The sequence below is a fragment of the Paenibacillus sp. KS1 genome (genome assembly GCF_001680695.1).
Lineage (GTDB): Bacteria > Bacillota > Bacilli > Paenibacillales > Paenibacillaceae > Paenibacillus_B > Paenibacillus_B suaedae.
On sequence record NZ_MAIS01000082.1, the window covers coordinates 1 to 20,203 of the forward strand.

The following is a 20,203-nucleotide window of genomic DNA, read 5'->3' on the forward strand; positions in this document are numbered from 1 at the left end:
CTTCCCGTTAAGAGGTGTGTTCCGTCATCCAACCATCGAGGAGATGGCGAAGGCGATAACCGAGATGCATCAAGAACTTTACACGGAAATACCTATCGCTGAGGAAAAAGCCTATTATCCGTTATCTTCAGCGCAGAAACGGCTGTTCATTGTAAGCCAGCTGACAGGAGCCGAGGTAAGCTATAACATGCCGGGGGTGCTGATTCTCGAAGGAGAGCTGGATCGTGCGCGATTCGAACGGGCTTTCCAGAAGCTGATAGACCGACATGAATCGCTGCGGACAAGCTTCGAGACGGTACGCGGCGAGCCTGTGCAGCGCGTTCACCCGCAAGTGGAGTTCGCTATCGAATATCACCTTGCAGCAGAACAAGATGCAGAGGCGCTGATCACTCAATTCGTCCGTCCATTCCAGCTTAATCAAGCACCGCTGCTCAGAGTCGGATTGATTGAAACTGGACAGGAACGTCATATTCTGATGTTCGACATGCACCATATCATTTCCGATGGCGTAACGATGGGTCATGTCGTGAATGAATTCTCCCGGATATATGCAGGCGATCAACTGCCGGCGCTGCGTATCCAATATAAGGACTATGCTGTATGGCAGCAATCCAATGAATATGCAGAGAAGCTTGCGCATCAGGAATCCTATTGGCTGAAGCAATTGGACGGAGAACTGCCGACGCTCGAATTGCCGACCGATTATGTGCGACCGGCTGTACAGCAGTTCGAAGGTGATGTGGCCTTGTTCACCTTAACGAACAGTCAGGCCGAGCAGCTGCAACGATTAGCGGCAAACTACGGCGCAACCTTATATATGGTTCTGCTTGCAGCATATACCGTGCTCCTGCACAAATATACGGGACAGGACGATATCATTGTCGGAACACCGATCGCGGGCCGCAATCATACGGAATTGGAGCCGCTCGTTGGGATGTTCGTCAATACGCTCGCCATCCGCAATTATCCAACTGGTGAGAAATCCTTCGCGGAACTGTTGGCCGAGGTGAAGGATACGGCCCTCGCCGCATTCGACAATCAGGATTATCCGTTCGAAACGTTGGTAGAGAAGGTTCATAAGTCTCGGGATATGAGCCGGAATCCAGTGTTCGATACGATATTCAGTGTAGAGCATGCACAGCAGGATTCTTTCCATATCGATGGACTCCGGATAAGTCCATACCCGCACAGCCATTCTGTCGCGAAGTTCGACTTAACCTTCCATGCCGAACAGAATGAAGAAGGGATACTTTGTGGTCTAGGGTATGCGACTGCTTTATATGCCAGTGAGACTGTGGGGCGTATGGGAGAACATTTCGTACAATTAATAGATGCCATCATCGCAGAACCGAATGCGAAACTGATGTCTCTGAATATGATGAGCCTGCAGGAAAGAGAGCAGGTCAAGCTGGTATTTAATGATACGATAACGAATTATCCGCGGGAGAAGACGATTCAACATTTGTTCGAGGAGCAGGCAGAGAAATCGCCGGATGCGGTTGCTGTCCAATTCGGAGGAGAAGGGCTCACATACCGCGAGTTGAATGAACGGTCGAATCGCTTGGCGAGAACACTGCGAGGTAAGGGTGTAAAAGCCGGCCGCTGCGTAGGTCTAATGACGGATCGTTCGCTAGACATGATTGTAGCGATTATGGCGACCCTGAAGGCAGGAGGGGCATATGTGCCAATTGATCCGGACTATCCAGAGGAACGCATTCGATACATGATCGACGATTCGGGAACATCGCTTCTAGTCGTTCAACGTCATTTGCAGGCGAACCATATTCCTGCGGATTGCATGGTTGTACTTGTAGATGATGAGGGCTCCTACCACACAGATGGCACGAATCTGGAGCAGCATAATGGGGCTTCTGATCTCGCTTACGTCATTTATACGTCAGGTACAACGGGAATGCCGAAGGGGAATTTAACAACTCACCGCAACATCGTCAGAGTAGTGCGGGATGCGAAATATATCGAGATCGATCAGCATGACACGGTGCTGCAATTATCCAGTTACGCTTTTGACGGCTCGACTTTCGACATATTTGGCGCCTTGCTGAATGGAGCGAAGCTTGTCCTGATAACGCGCGAGGTAGTACTCGACGCTGGACGATTGGCCGACACCATCGAGAGCGAGAAGATTTCGGTTATGTTCATCACTACCGCCTATTTCAATCTGCTCGTCGATCTGAGAGTGGACAGCCTGCGCCATATGCGCGCGATATTGTTCGGTGGGGAGCGTGCATCTGTGAGCCATGTGCGCAAGGCGCTCCGGCATTTGGGTCCAGGCAAGCTTAAGCATGTATATGGGCCAACGGAGAGCACCGTATTTGCGACTAGCCACAACGTTGATGAAGTAGCTGACAGCGCCGTTACCATACCGATCGGACGCCCAATTGGCAATACGGCTGTATATATTGTTGGCGAGGGAGACGTTCTGCAGCCGATTGGTGTAGCTGGTGAGTTATGCGTAGCGGGCGATGGAGTAGCCATAGGATATTTGAACCGTCCAGATTTGTCAGGAGCCAAGTTCGTGAATAATCCGTTCGTTCCGGGTGATCGCATGTACCGAACGGGTGACTTGGCAAGATGGCTATCAGATGGAACGATAGAGTATGTGGGACGGAAAGACGATCAGGTGAAAATCCGTGGTTATCGAATCGAGCTTGGTGAGGTCGAAGCTCATCTGTTAGACCTTGAGGCGATCCAAGAAGCTGTGGTCATCGTCAGGGAGGAAAGTGACGGGCAGAAGTGCCTATGCGCTTACTATGTAGCAGCTCGTCCGATTACGGCTGGTGAGATGCGGATAGCTTTGGCTCAGCAGCTCCCGGGATATATGCTTCCATCCTACTTCGTACAGCTCGATAAGCTTCCACTGTCACCGAACGGCAAGGTGAACCGGAAGGCACTTCCGGCCCCTGAATTGCATGTGCAGGCAGCCTCGGAATACGTGGCCCCGCGCACACCGCAAGAAGTACTGCTTGCTCACATATGGAGGGAGGTGCTCGGGCTAGGTCAGGTAGGCGTTAAGGATAATTTCTTCGAGCTTGGCGGTCATTCCTTAAGCTTAATGAGGCTAGTGGAGCGCGTCTATACCGAGACTGAGGTTGAAATCCCAATTCACAGCGTATTCCGGGAACCGACGATCGAGGCGATGGCGTACGAAATGTTGAAATCTGAACTTGCTGGCAAGGCAGGAAATCACTTCATGAAATTGAACGAAAACGGTCATATCCCTGTCTTCTGCTTCCCTCCGGGACTTGGCTACGGTCTTAGCTACTTGGAACTGGCCAAGCAGCTGGATCATCACTGCATCCTGCATGGCATTGACTTTATCGATGATGCTGAAACTCGGGAGGAACTGCTTGAACGATACGTGAATGCGATCCTTGCTGTTCAACCGCAGCCGCCATTTATATTGTTAGGCTATTCTCTAGGTGGCAATCTGACGTTCGAGGTTGCGAAAGCGTTGGAGTGCCGAGGGTATCCGGTATCGGATGTCATCATGGTTGATTCCTTGCGGAAGCTGAAGGTGCATGAAGTAGACGAATTCGACGGCGACATCGATCAAATGATTGATGGTGTGGAGGAGCTGAAAGATATGCTGGTTCACCATCCTCTTCTCCGCGATCAGGTTAAGAACAAGATGAGGGCGTACTGGTCGTACGCGACTGAACTCGTTAACTCCGACATCATTGATGCCAATATTCATGCACTGATGGCGGAGCCATCCGAGGTGAACCAGGCAGACGGGGAGCAGCTCGCAACATGGCAGGAGGCTACTCGCGGCAGGTATGCGGAATACAACCTCCGCGGTGTACACGAAGAAGTGCTTCAGCCGCCTTTCTTGGAAATGAACGCTAACGTCATGCAAGCAATCATTCGACAAATTCTCGAGCAAACAATGGTTGCCCACTAGTTGTATAGATTTCTGGCACCTGATGAAGAAAGGCATGCTTGCAGGCCTGCATCAGTTGGCGATAAGTAGCTGAACGCACACAGACTGCTGAAGTACAAAGGACGCTGATGCATACAGCTTGTTGATACTCACAGCTAACTGAAGTACACAGGCCAACTGATGCTCATAGCCTGCTCATGCGCACAGACTGCTCGACTTCGGCGAAGGCAATGCTGTAGAAGGGGGCAGTTTGTGAACGGTGCCGCGACTATGGGACAAAAAGGGGAGACCGTAACGTGAAGCAGCAAAAAGAAAAAGGTGTGTTTGCCCTATGGAAGTCCGTGGCATGGCTAGTATCATTCGCGAAGTCGCACAAGGGCTGGTTAATTGCCGGTATGCTATGTGCCATTGCTGCGGCGGTGATCGAAATATGGACGGGCAGTCTGATCCAGCAACTGACCGCCAAGGCTGAACGAGGGGATGGGCAGGTAGTTATCAACACCGTGTATATGGTGCTTGTCGTTATTGCGGTAGGCGTTCCTGCGAAATACATGATGACATTCGGCATTGAAAAAGGGAGCGCCCGTGCAATGCGGGATGTACGCAACTCCATGATGCGCCATATCGGGAAGCTGCCTGTCCATTATTTGGACAAGCAGCATTCGGGCGATATGGTCTCGCGATTCACAAACGACATGCAGATCATTAATCAGTTCATGATACGCGACTTGCCGCAATGGTTCTATCATCCTCTGCTGTTTATCGGATGCTTTGCTTATTTGCTCTGGATCCGGTGGGAGCTTGTGCTGCTTAGCGTATTACTTGTGCCGGTCTCTTTGTTCGTATCTCAATGGATTGGCAAGCAGCTGCAGCAATTGACAGAAGAAGCGCAGGAGAGCACGGGACAGATGAATGCCATCGTGCAGGACACATTGAACGGCATGGTGCTTGTCAAAAGTTATTTGCTGCAAGGCATGTTGTTCCGATCCTATCAATCGCTGCTTCAGCTCACCCTACTCAAGAAGCTGGCCGTCAGCAAAAGAGAAGCCATCATTACGCCGATCTTATTTACGCTAATGATGAGTCCGGTCGTCTTTTCCGTTCTATATGGAAGTTATTTAATTTCACAAGGCTCGTTCAGCACAGGAGAGCTGATTACATTCCTTTACCTGCTCAATCTATGTCTCGAGCCGCTGCAAAACATTCCGACGCTTATCACACATACGTTTGAGATGGGCGGTGCATTGAAGCGGATTTATGATGTTGCGTCCCAGCCTGTCGAACAGCAAGGAGAGAAGCTTGCAGACGAAAGTTTGAATGATGGTGGCATACGGGATCAAATGCCAATCGCCTTTGAACAGGTTAGCTTTGCCTATGAGAAGGATTCACCGCTGCTGCTTCGGAATTTGAGTTTCGCGGTGGAGCGGGGGAAGACTGTGGCGTTAGTCGGCGCCAGCGGCGGCGGGAAGAGCACTGTCATGAAGCTGATATGTGGATTTTATTCATTGCCTTGTAACGGAGGAACGATACGCGTATATGGAAATTCCGTATCGAATTGGAATCCAGATGAGTTGCGTTCGAACCTGTCTGTTGTCACGCAGGATTCCTACTTGTTCAGCGGAACGATAGCCGACAATATCGGATACGGCAGGCCTAATGCTGCGTTTGATCATATTGTCGAAGCAGCTAAGGCTGCTCATGCGCACTCTTTTATTATGGAACTCCCGGATGGCTATCAGACGGAGGTCGGAGAGCGTGGAGGCTTGCTGTCAGGTGGACAACGACAGCGAATTACGATTGCGCGTGCAATCTTGAAGGATGCGCCTATACTGCTGCTCGATGAGCCGACATCTGCCTTGGATACGGAGTCTGAACATCTCGTTCAACAAGCGCTCGACACGCTCATGCAAGACCGAACAACGATCGTCATCGCACATCGCTTGTCAACCATTCAACACGCAGATGAAATATGGGTGATGGAAGGCGGAGGGATTGTCGAAGCAGGAACACACGATGAATTATTGGTCAAGGGCGGCGCTTACGCCAGCTTATATCATCGACAATTCTCTGCTGAGCCATCAGGGCGGGAGGAGGTGGCCTGCACATGAGACTATCTGACATGATTACATATGGGAAAGAAATAGTCGGCATGATGAATTTCATGAGCAAAAAGCATAAGCTGCATTATTACATTGGTATGATTGCGAGCGGCGCCGTAAACACCTTGTTTATTTTATCCTTCAGCTTGTTAGTGCAGAGTCTGGTTAATTATGCCGAGTCAAATGATATATCCCTTATGTATGGAGGACTGTACATTTTGGGGGGCTCCATTCTGCTATTGAACCTGATAGCTCCGCCGTTCACGTATTTGTTTCATCGAAGTGTGGAACTGACGCTGGCGAACATACGTGAGCGTTTGTATCGGAAGATGTGCAGCCTGCGAATGTCAATGCTTGAGCGAACCCACAACGGTGAGCTGCTGTCCCGGATGAATAATGATGTGTCGACACTGGAAGTGACCTACTGCGGCATCCTGTTTGCCATGCTGCTCGAGATTATGATTAGTTTTGGCTCTATCATCATGATGTTCGCGCTGCATTGGCAATTTGCTTGCGTTTCTTTACTCGTGCTGCTCTTATCCTTCTATATCAGCTCGCGCTTCGTAAATACGGTACGGAATCTATACGACCGGCATCTGCATGTGACCGCTAAGTTGACTGAGAAATTCTCCGACTTTCTTGGTGGGATTCAGTTGGTAAAGCTGTTCCGCATTCGACCGATCTATGGACAATATGAAGCGTTGAACGAGCAAGTAACGGAACTATCGAGTCAGATTGCCCATAAGAAGGGGCTGCTCGCAGCGGTCAATCATTTCGTCAGTTACATTACGTTTTGCGGAATTATTGTTATTGGGAGTTTGCTGTATGCATACGGGTTCATTTCAATGGGGACGGTAGCGGCATTGGCCGTGCTGCAAATTCACTTGACTCATTCGTTCATGAATGTCGGCTCTACGATGTCGCTTATCCAAAACTCGTTGGCTGGTGCAAGACGAGTCCAGGAGCTGCTTTATGAAGAAGAAGAGCCGGAGAGATTCGGCAGTGAGATCAAGAGTGAAGATGCCATACTTGATATGACCCTTAGACCTGATCTGAACAACGACACTGTGAAACAAACTGGTACAATTAATAAGGCCGACGACATCGATAGTCATACCAACACGGCAGCACCGATGCTCGAACTAGATGATGTTGAATTCTCCTATACTGCTGGAAAAACAGCCATATCCCAAGTATCGATGAAGGTATATCCGGGACAAGTGGCAGCTATCGTTGGCGCCAGCGGCAGTGGGAAGAGCACACTGATCAAGCTGTTGCTCGGATTTTATCCGGTTGAAAGAGGAGAGGTTCGCCTCCTAGGCAAATCATTCGGGCATTATACGCTGGAGGAAATTCGCAGATTGATTGCCTATGTGCCGCAGGAAGCATTTTTGTTTAGCGGAACAATCGAAGAGAATATCCGTTACGGCAACCCACAAGCATCTCATGAGGAAGTGGTGGCTGCAGCGCAGGCCGCATACGCCCATCATTTTATTGAGGAGCTGCCAGATCAATATCAGACTTCAGTAGGGGAGCGGGGCGCCTCCTTGTCCGGCGGGCAGCGTCAGCGGATTGCAATTGCACGAGCATTGCTCAAAAATGCACCGATCCTGCTCCTTGACGAGGCGACGTCTGCGCTTGATACGGAATCGGAGCACTGGGTGCAAAAGGCATTGCAGCAGTTGATGCAGGGGAGGACGACCATCATGGTTGCCCACCGCTTGTCGACCGTGGAACATGCGGATATTATTTTCGTCATGAAGGAGGGAACCGTTGCGGAGCATGGCACGCACCGAAGCTTGCTCCAACATGGCTCCTATTATGCGAGCCTCCAAGGACAGGCTTAAATTCCTATTCTGGAAGTGTCGAAATATAACCTGACATGGAACCTTCGATCCTAATAATCGGAGGTTCTTTTCATTTATTTCACTTCCCGGTGGCTGTGTAAGCGTGTAAGATATAAAAATACTTGCATATGAGCAAGATCACACTTACTATTAGAAAGGTATGAACAGAATTACCACAGCATAGGAATAACTTGAGATCGATTCAACCGAAGGGGCTCGACCAATGAATTTTTATGAACAGCGAATATTGCCCGCATCGAGGCAAATGAAAGACTTGGAGAAAGCCGTAGCTTCACCATACGAATATTTGGTCCTGCTCGATGTCCATATCGCTCAACTCAAGCACGCCTGCAGTATGGTGCATCAAGCGAACAAGAAATTATTTTTGCATATCGATCTGATCCAAGGACTTCAAAGCGACGCTCACGCGACGGAGTACCTTTGTCAGGAGTATCGGCCGTACGGGATTTTGTCGACAAAATCCAGCGTCATTCAAAAAGCGAAGCAAAAAGGCGTCGTAGCTGTGCAGCGCATCTTCTTGATCGACAATAGCGCTCTGGAGAAGAGTTGCAAGCTGCTTCAGACGACGCAGCCCGATGTCATTGAAGTATTGCCAGGGGGCATGCCGAACGTCATTCGCAAAGTAAAAGAACGAACAAGCCTACCAATTTTGGCAGGGGGGTTCATCTCGACGAGCGAAGATGTGGAGCTCGCTCTGCAAGCTGGTGCCGAGGCGGTTACAACCTCAAATACGAAATTATGGACAAAATATGAAAAAAAGTGATTGACAACGCTTACAATTTTAAATAAAATTTAAATCAAGTTAATACTGTTACGGAGACTTGGAGATCTACTTTCAAACGCGTTGTCATCTCTGCTTGCAGCAGATGCGATGTGTACTTGAACGTAGGTCTCTTTGCATTTTCTTAACAGGAATGAACAACAGGAGGGGTCAATATGTCGGCGTTTTGGGGAGAATTTATTGGAACCATGATACTGATTGCACTCGGCGGGGGCGTATGTGCAGGGGTATCGCTAAAGAAATCGTATGCCGCTAATTCGGGCTGGATCGTCATTACGATGGGATGGGGGTTGGCTGTCGCGGTTGCGGCGTATTCTGTAGGTTCGATAAGCGGAGCCCATCTCAACCCAGCACTTACATTGGGGCTCGCTTTTATTGGGAATTTTCCTTGGGCTGATGTACCGTCGTACATAGCGGCACAGATGCTAGGCGCAATTGTGGGAGCTGTTCTTGTATTTCTGCATTATTTGCCGCACTGGAAACTGACGGAGGATCAGGGGGCGAAGCTGGGTGTATTTGCGACAAGTCCAGCCGTCTATCATCCATTCTCCAACTTAATTAGTGAAATGATTGGAACGTTCATTTTGGTTCTCGGTATTTTGGCGATTGGCGCCAACAAGTTCACGGATGGTTTGAATCCACTGATTGTTGGATTTCTCATTGTCAGCATAGGGTTATCTCTGGGAGGAACAACGGGATACGCCATCAACCCTGCACGCGACCTGGGGCCGCGAATCGCGCACATGCTGCTGCCGATCGCAGGCAAGGGCGGTTCCAATTGGAAATATGCCTGGATACCTGTTGTTGGGCCGTTGCTCGGAGGTTCGCTCGGTGGGCTGTTTTATAAAAATGTGTTTTTAGGTCAGTCTGATGCAGTAATATGGGCAGTAGCGGGTACCGCACTTGTTATCCTTGTATTTTCGTTGTTCTTGTCTAGAAAAAATGCTGTTCGATAAGTATTATCGCTAGGATATAATCAACAATTTTTCCGTGATGTGCATGATCACTTAATCCTCTTGCATGGATCACGATGAAATGAATCATGATGATTCAACAGATAGGGATTCACCACTACTGAATATGGGGGAATTTTATATGGAAAAGTACATCTTATCTCTTGACCAAGGCACAACGAGCTCCAGAGCCATCTTGTTCAACAAAGAAGGACAAATCGTCCACGTTTCCCAGAAGGAATTTACGCAAATTTTCCCTGAACCGGGCTGGGTAGAGCACAACGCACAGGAAATCTGGGGAACGATTTTGGCTGTCATCGCGACATGCCTCATTGAATCCGGCGTAAAGCCAAAACAAATTGCAGGCATCGGTATTACGAACCAGCGCGAGACGACTGTCGTGTGGGATAAGGAATCTGGCCGTCCGGTATACAATGCGATCGTATGGCAATCGAGACAGACGAAGTCCATCTGCGATGAATTACAGGAGGCAGGTTACGGTGAACTGTTCCGCTCCAAGACGGGGCTTCTCATTGACTCTTATTTCTCGGGTACTAAGGTCAAATGGATTCTCGATAACGTTCCTGGCGCGCGGGAAAAGGCAGAGCGTGGCGATCTATTGTTCGGGACAATCGATACATGGCTTATTTGGAAGCTCACGGGCGGCAATGTGCATGTAACAGACTATAGCAACGCTTCACGTACCCTTATGTACAATATACATGAGCTGAAGTGGGACGATGAACTGCTGGAGCTGCTAACGATTCCGAAGCAGATGCTTCCAGAGGTGCGTTCTTCTTCCGAAGTATACGGAAAAACGGTGGACTTCCATTTCTTCGGCGAGGAGATTCCGATTGCGGGCGCTGCGGGAGATCAGCAAGCGGCACTGTTCGGGCAAGCATGTTTCCAGCAGGGCATGGCCAAGAACACGTACGGTACGGGATGCTTCATGTTGATGAATACTGGCGAACAGGCTGTGAAGTCCTCTCATGGGCTGCTAACGACGATCGCTTGGGGTATTGACGGCAAAGTAGAATATGCGCTGGAAGGAAGTGTTTTTGTTGCTGGCTCCGCTATCCAATGGCTTCGCGATGGGTTGCGCATGATCAAGGAATCCAAGGATAGTGAGTTATATGCAAGCAAGGTGGAGTCAACAGACGGCGTGTATGTCGTTCCAGCCTTCGTCGGATTGGGTACGCCGTACTGGGACAGTGAGGTGAAAGGCGCGATCTTCGGCCTGACGCGCGGCACTTCGAAAGAACACTTCATCCGCGCAACATTGGAATCGCTCGCTTATCAGACGAAAGACGTATTGACTGCGATGGAGGCCGACTCGTCCATCAAGCTGACCAAGCTGCGTGTGGATGGAGGAGCAATTCAGAACAATTTCCTGATGCAGTTCCAGAGCGACATGCTGGGCGTACCGGTGGAATGTCCGCAAGTATTTGAAACAACTGCACTAGGCGCGGCATACCTTGCAGGTTTGGCTGTGGGATACTGGAGCGACCGGGACGAGATAGCGGCGCAATGGAGCATTGATCGTACCTTTATCCCGTCCATGCAGGAAGAACGCCGCAATGCCTTGTATTCTGGCTGGGGCAAAGCCATTGAGGCAACAAAAGTATTTAAATAAGTGCATGAATATGCTACAATTTTAAATAAGTTAATATTTAAATTCGGTTGGAGAATTGAGAACCGCAATTGCACTTTAGTCTATGACTTTAGTGTTATTGCGGTTTTTTTGTTTTCGATGTGAGCATTAGCGAGTACTTACTTTTCATGCCGTCTTTATGACGAGGGAGGTTATCATATGACAACTGTCTTTTCCGCTATGAAGCGCAAATCTATCGTACAAGCAATGGGTCAGAAGCCGCTTGACGTGATCGTTATTGGAGGAGGAATCACAGGCGCAGGGATTGCGTTGGATGCGACAACAAGAGGATTGAGAACGGCACTATTCGAGATGCAGGACTTCGCCGCAGGGACGTCTAGCCGTTCAACGAAGCTAGTTCATGGCGGTCTCCGCTACTTGAAGCAATTTGATGTGAAGACGGTAGCTGAAGTCGGCAAGGAGCGCGCCATTGTATATGAGAATGGGCCGCATGTAACAACGCCTGAGTGGATGCTGCTTCCGCTTCATCGGGGCGGAACGTTCGGCAAATTCAGCACTGGGATCGGCTTGCGTGTTTACGACTTCCTGGCTGGTGTTAAGCGCAGCGAGCGACGCCGCATGCTGTCGGAGCAAGAGACGCTGAGCCGTGAGCCGCTGTTGAAGCAAGAAGGGCTCTTGGGTGGCGGTTATTATGTAGAATATCGAACCGACGACGCGCGGTTGACGATTGAAGTCATGAAGGAAGCCGTTCGGAATGGAGCCATGGCTCTGAACTATATGAAGGTAGATTCGTTTTTGTATGAAAACGGAAAAATTATTGGCGTCCGTGTTATTGATCAATTGGATGGGGAAGCGTTCGAATTCCGTACCAAGAAGATTATCAATGCGGCAGGCCCTTGGGTTGATGAGCTTCGTAATAAGGATCATTCGAAGACAGGCAAGCATCTTCAACTGTCCAAAGGGGTGCATCTTGTCATCGATCAGTCGAAATTTCCGCTCAAGCAAGCGATTTACTTCGACACGCCGGACGGCCGAATGGTATTCGCAATTCCGCGCGACGGAAAAACGTATGTAGGCACAACGGATACGTTCTATAAGGCAGATCCGGTTCAACCTGTCATGACGAAGGAAGACCGTGATTATATCATGAAGGCGATACAGTACATGTTCCCTTCGATTCAGCTTACTGCAGACGACGTTGAATCGAGCTGGGCGGGGGTAAGGCCGCTCATCTACGAAGAAGGGAAAAATGCATCCGAGATTTCCCGCAGAGATGAGATTTGGCAATCTCCATCTGGATTGATTACGATTGCAGGCGGCAAACTGACCGGATATCGCAAAATGGCTGAAATGATCGTTGATTTGGTCATGAAGCTGCTCAGCCAAGATGAAGGAATTACATTTACAGCTGCAAAGACAAAGGAGATGCCAATATCAGGCGGGCATGTAGGCGGCTCCGCAGATTTCCTGGGATTCGTGGAAGGCAAAATGAATGAAGGCGTACGAAATGGGCTTGATGGGTCACTTGCTAAGCGCTGGGCACGTATGTATGGCTCTAATGTGGATGTAATCTTCGACTTGGCGGATCGTTATCAGAGCAAGACGGAAAAAAGCGGTCTTCCGCTAGAAGTGCTTGTCCCGCTCATATATGCCATGGAAGAGGAAATGACATTGAAGCCGGTGGACTTCTTTATTCGCCGTACGGGTGCACTCTTCTTTAACATCCAGTGGGTACGGAAATGGAAGCAGCCGGTCATTGCCTACATGGCTTCTACGTTCGGCTGGACGGAAGAACAGCGCAATCAATATGCAGCGGAGCTCGACACCGCACTGCATCAAGCCGTCGTCCCACAGGTGGAAGCGAATTAGTGTAATGAAGAATAACGGTTATATGGAGAAGACGGGGGATTTTTATCTCCCGTCTTTTTCCATATTTCACAAATATGTAAAGAATTGTTTTTGATGTAGTTTCATACTTATCAGGGGTGGCATGTCGAAGAGTAACAGCAAATCAAGCAACATTGCATCATTTTTCTATGTTGAAGGAAGGAGATGGAATTTGGTTTGAAGTATCGCTTGAAGTATCGTATTAACCCATTATTTTTGGAGGTGCTAATGGTTTGTACAACGAAAAGCCAATTATGAAAAGAACAAAATTACTGGTCGTCCTGTTCTCATTTTCTTTACTTGTCTCCATGTCTGGAATAAGTGCTCTTCTCCCATCGAAGGCTTCTGCTGCAAGCTCTCACGATGACAATTTTTCACCGAAAACGCTAAAGTTCCTTCGGGCCAATACAGGACTTGATGGCGAGCAGTGGGACAATATTATGAAGCTAATTAACAAACCCGAGCAGGATTCACTTAATTGGACCGAGTACTATGGGTACTGCGAGGATATTGATGATGATCGAGGGTATACAATCGGCATATTCGGAGCCACGACAGGGGGAGACAATGACAAGCATCCAGACGGCCCGACCTTGTTCAAGGAATTCGACGCTGCCAGCGGTGCTTCCAATCCTTCGGTTGAAGGAGGCTTGTCTCGAATTGGTGTAAATGGATCAATGAAAGGATCGATATTGAACATTAAGGATAGCGAAAAAGTGTTCTGCGGCAAAATCAAAAAACTGGAGAACAATGATGCGTGGAGAGAGGCAATGTGGCAAACCTTCTATAAGGTTTACATAAAATACAGCGTGGAGCAAGCGCGCAAACGTGGTTTCAATTCTGCTCTGACGATTGGTTCCTTTGTCGATACAGCCTTAAATCAGGGCGCAACTGGAGATTCTGGAACACTTGAAGGCCTTTTGTCCCGTTCAGGCAAAAGCAGCGATGAGAAGACATTTATGAAGAAATTTTATGATGAGAGAACAAAAATTGTAGATACGAATCAATACAATAAGCCGCCTAATGGCAAGAACCGTGTAAAGCAATGGAGCCAGCTGTGGGATATGGAGAAAGCTGAACTCAAGAACGCTGACGAAGCGGTTGTTAAAGTTACTAGTTGGAAAATGAAATGAGTCAAAAATCCCGCGTCCGTTGTTTGGATGCGGGATTTTTTCTGTCATCTTTTTGAAAGGTACAATTAATTCCATCTAACTATCATTAAAAAAGTGATGAAAAGAATGCAGCAGCCAGCTATAAATGGAGCGAATATATTGGCGTCAAATAAGAAACCAGCCAAAGTGGGGCCAACAATATTTCCAACGCTCATGTAAGCATTATTCATCCCGGCTACATACCCCTGCTCATTGCCTGCCATCTTGGATAATTGCGTATTCAACGCTGGCCGAAGCATGGCTGTCGCAAAAAATATGATGGAAGTGACAAGGAATATGCTCCAAAAATGAGTAGCGAATAAAAGTACAATATAGGCAGTTGAAGTTAAGAGAAGAGAGCCTTTGATTACCTTCGTTTCGCCGAATGCCTGAATGATTTTCGCGACAAGCAATGCTTGCATGCCAACGCCGATTATTGCTCCGGTGGTTAGAATGATGGCAATATGCTGTGCTGTGAATTGGAATCGGGTCGTTACATATAAGCCGAGCACGGATTCATAATTGGCGAGTCCGAAAGTCATTACCAGTACAAGCATGAAGAGCATCGCATATTTGGATGTTATTGATTTGGCATACAGCTTGAATATCGATTCCTTGCTTGCCACATGTGCCCGCGCCGCCTCCATCTGTTGCTTGGACAAGCTTTCTGGCAAGCGTATTACTGAAAAAACAGTTGCAGCTATGGCTGCACCCGCGGCGACATAAAGAGGAGCTCTCGTTCCGAAGCCGGCTAGGAATCCTCCTGATCCAGGCCCGACTACAAATCCAAAGGACATGGCTGCGGCGAGCAAGCTATTGCCTCTCGCACGTTCGTCGGTAGTGGTTATATCTGCTACGTAGGCCATCATGGGCGGAACAATCAGAGCTGCCGCGACTCCCTCCAGCAGCCTCGAGGCATACAGCATCCACAGCGCATCTCCAAGAGCGAACAGCAGCTTAGCAGCACTGAATATGACAAGTCCGGCAAGAATAAATGTTTTTCTCCCATATCGATCAGACAGGCTGCCTGTAAGCGGGGACAGCAGAAACTGAGTAATGCCGTAAGCGGCAACTAACAATCCCATCGCCTGACCGTTTGCGTCGAATTCTATGATCAATTCAGGCAGGATGGGCGTAATCAAGCCAACGCCGACCATCACAATGAATATATTGAGCATTAATATTGCGAGTATTTTGTTGTTTTTGAGAAAGGTAACCATACGAAAGCCTCCTTACCGGTGGACTGCACCACATGAATGATGATGTTTTAGCAAGTTGTAGAAACCAAAAAACCTCCTTATCCATAAAGTGCTGGATAGGAGGCAGACATGCGAACACAGAGACACATTGCTCCGCATACGTGCAAAAGCCAGTAAATGTCCGTTCGTTATGGTCAAAAAGCCCACACTAATCCCATCCAGAAAATTCGTACAGGTACGATGTTTTCTTATGCGGAATCGGATTAGTAGATCATTGGCTTGAGGTCACCCTTTCAATGCTTAATTGCTATAGAGCATAGCATACAGTTTTTTGCAAGGTCAATCCATTTTTTTCTTCCTTAATCCACATCTATTTTGTTGTCGTTAAGTTGCCGTGAAAATAGGGGTTGTCCGCGTATTCGTAGATTTGGTACGATAACGGAAAATAGAGCTGAAATAAAGGAGTACATATAACTGGTGAATTCGTGAAAAGGGAAGGGGACCACGATCTTGCTGCAAATTATCAATTTGAAAGACCGAATGGATTTACTGGAACAGGTGAGTCATTGGCTGTGGCAGCAATGGGCAAGCGATAAGCCGTACGAAGCGATCAAGTACGCGACAGACCATCATGTCCATGTCGACCGTGTGCCGATGACGTTCGTGGCTTTGCTGGATGAGCAGCCTGTAGGTACGGTATCGCTATGGATGAATGATTTTAAGCGTCGTCAAGATTTGTACCCATGGCTGGCGAGCTTGTATGTGACGGAAGCAGCAAGGGGACAAGGAGTCGCGGCTGCGCTTCAACAATATGTTGTTCAAGAGGCAAAGCGGCTCGGATATGACAGTTTATACTTGAATACGAATCATATTGGATTTTACGAGAAACAAGGTTGGGAGTTTGTAGAATCAGCGCCGCTGCTGGAAGGTGGTTATAAACGAATATACAGGAAAAATCTAACATATTAATTGAAAGGGCAGCGGAGAGCTGCCCATTATTTTTGCTAAAAAGAGATAGAATCCCTCTCAAATCCCCGGAATAAACGATTTATTCAATGGATGTTCAATGGGTGTTTTCCCAGTTTGATGAAAAGGAAACTGATTTTGTATGCTCTTATTTTAGAGTGGTCGCCTCATTACTTGCAAAATTCGACAATCGTGATGAAATGGGTGAAAGCGCCCTTGTAAAGGTTTGCGAGATTCGAATATGTATGGTATTCGTCCTAATTCTGGGAAGATGTTGCTGAGTCGAAAGTGCTATGCGTAAAGAAAAACAGGAATTTAGCTGCATGACTGTAGCTCTGTGTGACGCCGATATTAGGTTTATCGTTCATCTATCGTGAACGTACACCAATATACACATGGGGGATAACTGCAGATGAAACAACAGATGAAACAAATGACGAAAAAACAGAAGAAACAAGAGATGAAGGAGCAGAGGAAACAACGAGCATGGATGAAGTGGACTTCGATTTTGTTGGCGGCCACTGTCGCGACGGGGAGTACAGCGGGCTTCGCAGCAGCTGAGGAGCGAGGATTGCAGGTTCGGGAAGATGCCGCTCAGTTTGGAATTCACAATGTGATCGCACAGCAAGAACCTTCTGGATCTGATTTGCCGTCCGACATGGAAGGAAGACTGCCGATGGCGGAACAGTCTGAAGATCCAGGGATCCCGGAGCCGCCTGCCCGGGCTGTAAAGAGCATAAGCGAGCAGTCGACATACAGCATGGCCGATTTGAATGCACTGTCGTATGAGGAGCTTACAGATCTGCTGGTAAGCATTGATTGGGAAAAGATTCCTGAGTTGTTCAAATTAAATGAGGATAGTCGACGTTTTTATGCGGACGAAAATCGCATGCAAGCGATCATTGATCGGCTGGAGGAGAGCGGAAGACGATTTACAACTGAGGATATGAAGGGTATTCCAACGTTGGTAGAGGTACTGCGTTCTGGTGTATACCTGGGGTATTACAATAAGGAGCTGAGTCGCCTTAATGAGCTGGATTTCCGTGAGAAAATGCTGCCTGCTATAAAGGCGATTATTGATAACCCGTCTTTTACTTGGGGAAATGAAGTGCAGCATTCAGTTATTTCGGCAACGGGAAGACTAATTTCCAACGTCACAGTTGATACGTATATCGTCAACCGGTTGACCGGACTGTTGTCAGACTTTACTGATCGCCAAGAGCAATTAGGAGGTAATTTCTTATCTGGAAAGGCCTTCTACGACGTAATCCAGGGCGTCGGGTATGTTTTGATGTATCGCATGACCGAGCCGGATCAGAAGGCCGAATTCAAAGGCAATATAGACGGATATTTGGAGCAATTATTCCGTCTGGGGAGCGAAGGTTCCACAGCAGAGGATAAGAAATGGCTGACCAGCAATGCAATTTACTATTCTGGCGCGCTCGGGCATTATCATAGCGATCCGGAGAAAGCGAACCGGGTGCTGACGGACGTTATGCAGACGCAGCCGAAGCTTGGGGAGTTCTATTTCGTAGCAGCAGATCAGATTGCACGGAATTACGATGAGAAGGACGCTTATGGCAACCGGGTTGATATCGACGAACTGAAGCAGCGCGGAAAGGAACATTATTTACCGCAGCGGGTTGAATTCGATGATGGCCAGATAGTGTTCCGGGCGGGGGGCCAATTGACCCAAGAGCAGCTTCAACGCTTATATTGGGCGGCGAAAGAAGTGAAGGCCCAATTCCACCGGGTCATCGGCAATGACAAGCCATTAGAGGCGGGAAATGCAGACGATGTACTTACGATCGTCATTTATAACAGTCCGGATGAATACAAGATGAACAAGTTCTTGTACGGGTACGACACGGAAAACGGCGGTATTTATATCGAAGGGGTAGGTACCTTCTTTACGTATGATCGCACGGAAAATCAAAGTATTTATAGTTTGGAGGAGTTGTTCCGGCACGAGTTTACCCATTATTTGCAAGCACGCTTTGAGGTGCCGGGCCAGTTTGGACAAGGGCCGTTGTATCAAGGCGGACGCATGCAATGGTTCGATGAAGGCGGAGCCGAATTCTTCGCTGGCGCCACGCGAATGGAGGGAATTAAGCCCCGCAAGTCGGTTGTCGGCTATTTGGTTGGTGACGAGCCGGGGCAGCGCTTCACTGTGTCGGATACCGTAAATTCAAAATATGGATCATGGCAATTTTATAATTATTCCTTTGCATTATACGACTATTTATATCATCATGACTTCAATGCGATGGATCGGATTCATCGTGCCATCCGGTACAATGATGCGAATGCTTATGAGCAGCAGCTCGCGTCCATAAGCGGCGATGCACGCACGAACGAATCATACCAGCGCTCTATCGACGAGGCGGTTGCCCGCTATGAAGAATTGTCGACACCGCTCGTATCTGACGACTATTTACAAGCGGTGGAGCAGAAGCCGGAACTCGAAATTTACGATGAGATCACGAATGTGGCTGAACTTCGCAACAGAAGCGTTAAGAAAAGCAATTCTGGCTTGTTCCAGACGTTCGAACTGCGCGGCACGTATGTCGGAGGGGCTTCCGCAGGAATCGAACAAGACTGGCAGACAATGAACAAGCTGACGGATGGCTTCTTGCATACGTTATCGGATAAGCCGTGGAATGGATTCAAAACGGTTACCGCATACTTTACCAATTATCGTGTTAATGATGAAGGCAATTTTGTATATGACGTTGTGTTCAATGGCAAGCTTCCTGAAGGGACAGACAGTGGCAAGGATGTTGTATTGCCAGACGGCGGTACCAATTCCGGGAACGGCAACAATAGTAACAGCGGGAACAAAGATGGGGATCGACAACCAGATGTTACGGATCGTGAACCAAACGACACATGGAAAACAGCCATCCGGCTCGACGGTACAGGAAAATCTGTATCCGGTAAAGTGAGTGATACAGATGCGTTGGATGTTTACCGTTTTGACGCGAAGCAGGCGGGAGAATGGATGATCGAATTGGAATCGGCGCAGGAGCGGGGGGTTGCCTGGGTGCTTTTCCACGAGTCTGACCAGGACAATTATAAGGCCTATCCGACTAAAATAGAAGGGAACAGCTTAGCTGGCTCCATTTCGGTTGATGAGCCGGGAACCTATTATTTGCATGTATATGCGATAGCGGAAGGAGATCAGACTTATAATCTGGTAGTTAAGCCGGAAGGGCAGCAACAGCCAGAATCAGAGCTTTCTCTGTTCGAGGAGACTGAACCGAATGATGCGCTAGACATGGCTAACGGACCGGTACCATTTGGCCGGACGATCATGGGAACGCTCGAAAGTGACGACCAGCAGGACATATTTGTCATTGACGTGGACAAACCGAGGGCGCTGAACATTGCCTTGGAGAAGCAGCTTGGCGATCACGTGAATTGGGTGTTGTACCGCGAAAGCGATAATGAGCAGATTCTGTATCCTGTCGACGAGGACGGCAACTTCATGAAGGGAGAAGTCGAGGCGGAGCCTGGCCGGTATCATTTATATGTGTACAAGTTTGCCGATGAGGATGTTCACTACAAGCTCCAAATTAAATAATATAGAATTTCGTTGGCTATAAGTCGGTTACCGATGTAGGTTAATGGTGAGGCGTGTCACTCTTAAATGAGCGGCACGCTTTTTTCATTTATCAAGTGTTTTGTGATTTCCAATTTTATGAACCACAATTATACTTAGTAGAGTGAGTTTGATGTAAGGAAACGGAAAAGACAAGCGATGACAGACAAAAGGGGCAAATAGGC

The 20,203-nt window shown here is 48.3% G+C and carries 11 protein-coding genes; 10 read left to right on the plus strand and 1 reads right to left on the minus strand.

The window, feature by feature from the left end; genetic code table 11:
• From BBG47_RS21960 to BBG47_RS21995, 8 genes are all read left to right on the plus strand, one after another.
• Positions 1-3,922: non-ribosomal peptide synthetase (locus BBG47_RS21960; protein WP_139070742.1), on the plus strand; the 3,922-nt coding region annotated here is incomplete at its 5' end.
• A gap of 275 nt (positions 3,923-4,197) precedes the next feature.
• Positions 4,198-6,009: an ABC transporter ATP-binding protein gene (locus tag BBG47_RS21965; RefSeq protein WP_065293508.1), complete on the plus strand. Its 1,812-nt coding sequence runs from the start codon at positions 4,198-4,200 to the stop codon at positions 6,007-6,009.
• Positions 6,006-7,847: an ABC transporter ATP-binding protein gene (locus tag BBG47_RS21970; protein WP_065293509.1), complete on the plus strand. Its 1,842-nt coding sequence runs from the start codon at positions 6,006-6,008 to the stop codon at positions 7,845-7,847. The genes BBG47_RS21965 and BBG47_RS21970 overlap by 4 nt, the downstream gene beginning before the upstream one ends.
• Before the next feature lie 223 nt (positions 7,848-8,070).
• Positions 8,071-8,631 (plus strand): glycerol-3-phosphate responsive antiterminator, encoded by a 561-nt coding sequence (locus tag BBG47_RS21975; RefSeq protein WP_021252550.1) that lies wholly within the window; start codon positions 8,071-8,073, stop codon positions 8,629-8,631.
• Positions 8,632-8,804: 173 nt separating this feature from the next.
• The gene (locus BBG47_RS21980; RefSeq protein ID WP_065293510.1) at positions 8,805-9,605 is read left to right on the plus strand and encodes an MIP/aquaporin family protein; all 801 of its coding nucleotides are present in this window, start codon (positions 8,805-8,807) and stop codon (positions 9,603-9,605) included.
• Between the two features lie 139 nt (positions 9,606-9,744).
• The gene (gene glpK / locus BBG47_RS21985; protein WP_021252548.1) at positions 9,745-11,235 is read left to right on the plus strand and encodes a glycerol kinase GlpK; all 1,491 of its coding nucleotides are present in this window, start codon (positions 9,745-9,747) and stop codon (positions 11,233-11,235) included.
• 177 nt (positions 11,236-11,412) lie between these two features.
• Positions 11,413-13,083 (plus strand): glycerol-3-phosphate dehydrogenase/oxidase, encoded by a 1,671-nt coding sequence (locus tag BBG47_RS21990; protein WP_065293511.1) that lies wholly within the window; start codon positions 11,413-11,415, stop codon positions 13,081-13,083.
• A gap of 251 nt (positions 13,084-13,334) precedes the next feature.
• Positions 13,335-14,234: a chitosanase gene (locus tag BBG47_RS21995; RefSeq protein WP_065293512.1), complete on the plus strand. Its 900-nt coding sequence runs from the start codon at positions 13,335-13,337 to the stop codon at positions 14,232-14,234.
• Positions 14,235-14,299: 65 nt separating this feature from the next.
• Here the strand turns inward: BBG47_RS21995 and BBG47_RS22000 are convergent, their stop codons facing one another.
• The gene (locus BBG47_RS22000) at positions 14,300-15,472 is read right to left on the minus strand and encodes an MFS transporter (RefSeq protein ID WP_065293513.1); all 1,173 of its coding nucleotides are present in this window, start codon (positions 15,470-15,472) and stop codon (positions 14,300-14,302) included.
• A 489-nt stretch (positions 15,473-15,961) separates the two neighbouring features.
• Here BBG47_RS22000 and BBG47_RS22005 point away from each other — a divergent pair, with 489 nt between their 5' ends.
• Both BBG47_RS22005 and BBG47_RS22010 read left to right on the plus strand, forming a co-directional pair.
• Entirely contained in the window at positions 15,962-16,420 is a 459-nt protein-coding gene (locus BBG47_RS22005) for a GNAT family N-acetyltransferase (protein ID WP_065293514.1), read from the plus strand.
• A 409-nt stretch (positions 16,421-16,829) separates the two neighbouring features.
• Positions 16,830-20,000, plus strand: a complete 3,171-nt coding sequence (locus BBG47_RS22010) for a collagenase (RefSeq protein WP_254659889.1) — start codon at positions 16,830-16,832, stop codon at positions 19,998-20,000.
• The last annotated feature ends 203 nt before the right edge of the window (positions 20,001-20,203 follow it).